This is a genomic window from Stenotrophomonas sp. GbtcB23, assembly GCF_019091045.1.
Taxonomy (GTDB): Bacteria; Pseudomonadota; Gammaproteobacteria; order Xanthomonadales; family Xanthomonadaceae; genus Stenotrophomonas; species Stenotrophomonas rhizophila_A.
Window position 1 is genome coordinate 1 of record NZ_JAGXKC010000082.1, and the last position, 5,230, is coordinate 5,230.

Consider the following 5,230-nt stretch of genomic DNA (forward strand, 5'->3'; position numbering starts at 1 on the left):
TCTATCGACATGTCATGTCGGCCAAGGCAACTTGAGGTTATATGGTCAAGCCACACGGATCATTAGTATCAGTTAGCTCAATACATTGCTGTACTTACACACCTGACCTATCAACCACATAGTCTATATGGTTCCTTCAGGGGGCTTGTGCCCCGGGAGATCTCATCTTGAGGCGCGCTTCCCGCTTAGATGCTTTCAGCGGTTATCGCTTCCGAACATAGCTACCCGGCAATGCCACTGGCGTGACAACCGGAACACCAGAGGTTCGTCCACTCCGGTCCTCTCGTACTAGGAGCAGCCCCTCTCAAATCTCCAACGCCCATGGCAGATAGGGACCGAACTGTCTCACGACGTTCTGAACCCAGCTCGCGTACCACTTTAAATGGCGAACAGCCATACCCTTGGGACCGACTACAGCCCCAGGATGTGATGAGCCGACATCGAGGTGCCAAACACCGCCGTCGATATGAACTCTTGGGCGGTATCAGCCTGTTATCCCCGGAGTACCTTTTATCCGTTGAGCGATGGCCCTTCCATACAGAACCACCGGATCACTAAGTCCTAGTTTCCTACCTGCTTGATCCGTCGATCTTGCAGTCAAGCACGCTTATGCCTTTGCACACAGTGCGCGATGTCCGACCGCGCTGAGCGTACCTTCGAGCTCCTCCGTTACTCTTTAGGAGGAGACCGCCCCAGTCAAACTACCCACCATACACGGTCCCCGACCCAGATAATGGGCCCAGGTTAGAACGTCAAGCACGACAGGGTGGTATTTCATGGATGGCTCCACCACAGCTAGCGCCATGGTTTCATAGCCTCCCACCTATCCTACACAGACGAACTCAACGTTCAGTGTAAAGCTATAGTAAAGGTTCACGGGGTCTTTCCGTCTTGCCACGGGAACGCTGCATCTTCACAGCGATTTCAATTTCACTGAGTCTCGGGTGGAGACAGCGCCGCTGTCGTTACGCCATTCGTGCAGGTCGGAACTTACCCGACAAGGAATTTCGCTACCTTAGGACCGTTATAGTTACGGCCGCCGTTTACTGGGGCTTCGATCAAGAGCTTCGCCTTGCGGCTGACCCCATCAATTAACCTTCCAGCACCGGGCAGGCGTCACACCCTATACGTCCACTTTCGTGTTTGCAGAGTGCTGTGTTTTTGATAAACAGTCGCAGCGGCCTGGTTTCTGCGGCCCTCTTCAGCTATAGCTCGCATGAGCCACCAAAAAGGGCGCACCTTCTCCCGAAGTTACGGTGCCATGTTGCCTAGTTCCTTCACCCGAGTTCTCTCAAGCGCCTGAGAATTCTCATCCTACCCACCTGTGTCGGTTTACGGTACGGTCTGCGTAAGCTGAAGCTTAGGAGCTTTTCCTGGAAGCGTGGTATCAGTGACTTTGTCTTAAAGACTCGTCTCGGTGCTCGGTCTTGAAGGATCCCGGATTTGCCAAAGATCCAAACCTACCGCCTTTCCCCCGGACAACCAACGCCGGGTACACCTAACCTTCTCCGTCCCTCCATCGCACTTACGCGAGGTGCAGGAATATTAACCTGCTTCCCATCGACTACGACTTTCGTCCTCGCCTTAGGGGCCGACTCACCCTGCGCCGATTAACGTTGCGCAAGGAAACCTTGGGCTTTCGGCGTGCGGGTTTTTCACCCGCATTATCGTTACTCATGTCAGCATTCGCACTTCCGATACCTCCAGCAGACTTCTCAATCCACCTTCAACGGCTTACGGAACGCTCCTCTACCGCGTACATATAAATATGCACACCCCAAGCTTCGGTTCACTGCTTAGCCCCGTTAAATCTTCCCCGCAGACCGACTCGACCAGTGAGCTATTACGCTTTCTTTAAAGGGTGGCTGCTTCTAAGCCAACCTCCTGGCTGTCTGTGCCTTTCCACATGGTTTTCCACTTAGCAGTGAATTTGGGACCTTAGCTGTGGGTCTGGGTTGTTTCCCTTTTCACGACGGACGTTAGCACCCGCCGTGTGTCTCCCATACAGTCCGTCTCGGTATTCGGAGTTTGCAATGGTTTGGTAAGTCGCGATGACCCCCTAGCCATAACAGTGCTCTACCCCCGAGAGGATACATATGAGGCGCTACCTAAATAGCTTTCGAGGAGAACCAGCTATCTCCGGGTTCGATTAGCTTTTCACTCCTAATCACAGCTCATCCCCGTCTTTTGCAACAGACGTGGGTTCGGGCCTCCAGTACCTGTTACGGCACCTTCACCCTGGCCATGACTAGATCACCCGGTTTCGGGTCTACTGCCCGCGACTATGCGCCCTTATCAGACTCGGTTTCCCTTCGCCTCCCCTATACGGTTAAGCTTGCCACGAACAGTAAGTCGCTGACCCATTATACAAAAGGTACGCAGTCACTCTTTCGAGCTCCTACTGCTTGTACGCACACGGTTTCAGGATCTATTTCACTCCCCTCTCCGGGGTTCTTTTCGCCTTTCCCTCACGGTACTGGTTCACTATCGGTCGGTCAGTAGTATTTAGCCTTGGAGGATGGTCCCCCCATGTTCAGACAGGGTTTCACGTGCCCCGCCCTACTCGTCTTCACTGGAGTGGCCCTTTTAAATACAGGGCTATCACCTTCTATGGCCAGCCGTTCCAGGCTGTTTTTCTAGAACCATTCCAGCTTAAGGGCTAGTCCCCGTTCGCTCGTCGCTACTCAGGGAATCTCGGTTGATTTCTTTTCCTCTGGTTACTTAGATATTTCAGTTCACCAGGTTCGCTTCCAGCAGCTATGTATTCACTGCAGGATACCCGCAAGCGGGTGGGTTTCCCCATTCGGACATTACCGGATCAAAGCTTGTTGCCAGCTCCCCGATACTTTTCGCAGGCTGCCACGTCCTTCATCGCCTCTGACCGCCAAGGCATCCACCGTGTGCGCTTATTCGCTTGACCATATAACCGCAAGTTGCCTTGGGTTATATATATGACCCGGGGGTACAAAGCCCGGATGCGAAATATAACGACTCAATTAATAAGAAGACATTCAAGTCTTCCGCCTTAGCCTCACGACACGTCAAGATAGAATCTCAAACGCTCGCTACGTCACAAGTTTTAAAAGAACACGTACCGGCCACAATGCCGATGCGTAATAAATTCTTTGTATGCGCTGATCATTCAGAGTTGGTGGGTCTGGGTAGACTCGAACTACCGACCTCACCCTTATCAGGGGTGCGCTCTAACCACCTGAGCTACAGACCCATGTCCGTTCAGCTCAAGATGGTGGAGCCTGTCGGGATCGAACCGACGACCCCCTGCTTGCAAAGCAGGTGCTCTCCCAGCTGAGCTAAGGCCCCTTATGCGGGACTTTCCGAACCGGGTTGACCGACTCGAAACTCTGAATGCAGGTACTTTGTGAAGACGCCCGACAGGACGATGTTGTCTTTGCTCAAAAGGAGGTGATCCAGCCGCACCTTCCGATACGGCTACCTTGTTACGACTTCACCCCAGTCATCGGCCACACCGTGGCAAGCGCCCTCCCGAAGGTTAAGCTACCTGCTTCTGGTGCAACAAACTCCCATGGTGTGACGGGCGGTGTGTACAAGGCCCGGGAACGTATTCACCGCAGCAATGCTGATCTGCGATTACTAGCGATTCCGACTTCATGGAGTCGAGTTGCAGACTCCAATCCGGACTGAGATAGGGTTTCTGGGATTGGCTTGCCCTCGCGGGTTTGCAGCCCTCTGTCCCTACCATTGTAGTACGTGTGTAGCCCTGGTCGTAAGGGCCATGATGACTTGACGTCATCCCCACCTTCCTCCGGTTTGTCACCGGCGGTCTCCTTAGAGTTCCCACCATTACGTGCTGGCAACTAAGGACAAGGGTTGCGCTCGTTGCGGGACTTAACCCAACATCTCACGACACGAGCTGACGACAGCCATGCAGCACCTGTGTTCGAGTTCCCGAAGGCACCAATCCATCTCTGGAAAGTTCTCGACATGTCAAGACCAGGTAAGGTTCTTCGCGTTGCATCGAATTAAACCACATACTCCACCGCTTGTGCGGGCCCCCGTCAATTCCTTTGAGTTTCAGTCTTGCGACCGTACTCCCCAGGCGGCGAACTTAACGCGTTAGCTTCGATACTGCGTGCCAAATTGCACCCAACATCCAGTTCGCATCGTTTAGGGCGTGGACTACCAGGGTATCTAATCCTGTTTGCTCCCCACGCTTTCGTGCCTCAGTGTCAGTGTTGGTCCAGGTAGCTGCCTTCGCCATGGATGTTCCTCCCGATCTCTACGCATTTCACTGCTACACCGGGAATTCCACTACCCTCTACCACACTCTAGTCGCCCAGTATCCACTGCAATTCCCAGGTTGAGCCCAGGGCTTTCACAACAGACTTAAACAACCACCTACGCACGCTTTACGCCCAGTAATTCCGAGTAACGCTTGCACCCTTCGTATTACCGCGGCTGCTGGCACGAAGTTAGCCGGTGCTTATTCTTTGGGTACCGTCAGAACAACCGGGTATTAGCCGACTGCTTTTCTTTCCCAACAAAAGGGCTTTACAACCCGAAGGCCTTCTTCACCCACGCGGTATGGCTGGATCAGGCTTGCGCCCATTGTCCAATATTCCCCACTGCTGCCTCCCGTAGGAGTCTGGACCGTGTCTCAGTTCCAGTGTGGCTGATCATCCTCTCAGACCAGCTACGGATCGTCGCCTTGGTGGGCCTTTACCCCGCCAACTAGCTAATCCGACATCGGCTCATCTATCCGCGCAAGGCCCGAAGGTCCCCTGCTTTCACCCGAAGGTCGTATGCGGTATTAGCGTAAGTTTCCCTACGTTATCCCCCACGAAAAGGTAGATTCCGATGTATTCCTCACCCGTCCGCCACTCGCCACCCATAAGAGCAAGCTCTTACTGTGCTGCCGTTCGACTTGCATGTGTTAGGCCTACCGCCAGCGTTCACTCTGAGCCAGGATCAAACTCTTCACTTAAAAACGCATAGTCCGAAGACTAAAAATTTAAAGCTGCAGATGCTTGACCGCTGGCAACGTTTCGCTTGCTTTAAAACAATTGATATGTTGCTTGATCAAACGTCTGCAAGATGGACAAATCATCCTTCCTGCAGGCGCCTTCACAAGATACCTGCGCATACTGTCAAAGAACTTGGGAGTCGGCCTCAGCGCCTTTCTCCGTGTGCCCCGACGTTTCCGTCGTTGCGAGCCGCCCATTATAGCTGGCTTTTCCGCTTCGTCAACACC

2 tRNA genes and 2 rRNA genes are annotated in these 5,230 nt (G+C 53.3%); all 4 read right to left on the bottom strand.

What is annotated here, in order from left to right:
* Positions 1 to 41 precede the first annotated feature (41 nt).
* Positions 42 to 2,920, bottom strand: a 23S ribosomal RNA gene (locus tag KVS69_RS17710).
* A 229-nt stretch (positions 2,921 to 3,149) separates the two neighbouring features.
* Positions 3,150 to 3,226, bottom strand: a tRNA-Ile gene (locus KVS69_RS17715).
* A gap of 19 nt (positions 3,227 to 3,245) precedes the next feature.
* Positions 3,246 to 3,321, bottom strand: a tRNA-Ala gene (locus KVS69_RS17720).
* A 95-nt stretch (positions 3,322 to 3,416) separates the two neighbouring features.
* Positions 3,417 to 4,963: ribosomal RNA gene (locus KVS69_RS17725) — 16S ribosomal RNA — on the bottom strand.
* Together the 16S and 23S rRNA genes with 2 tRNA genes alongside form the textbook arrangement of a ribosomal RNA operon.
* Between the last annotated feature and the right edge of the window lie 267 nt (positions 4,964 to 5,230).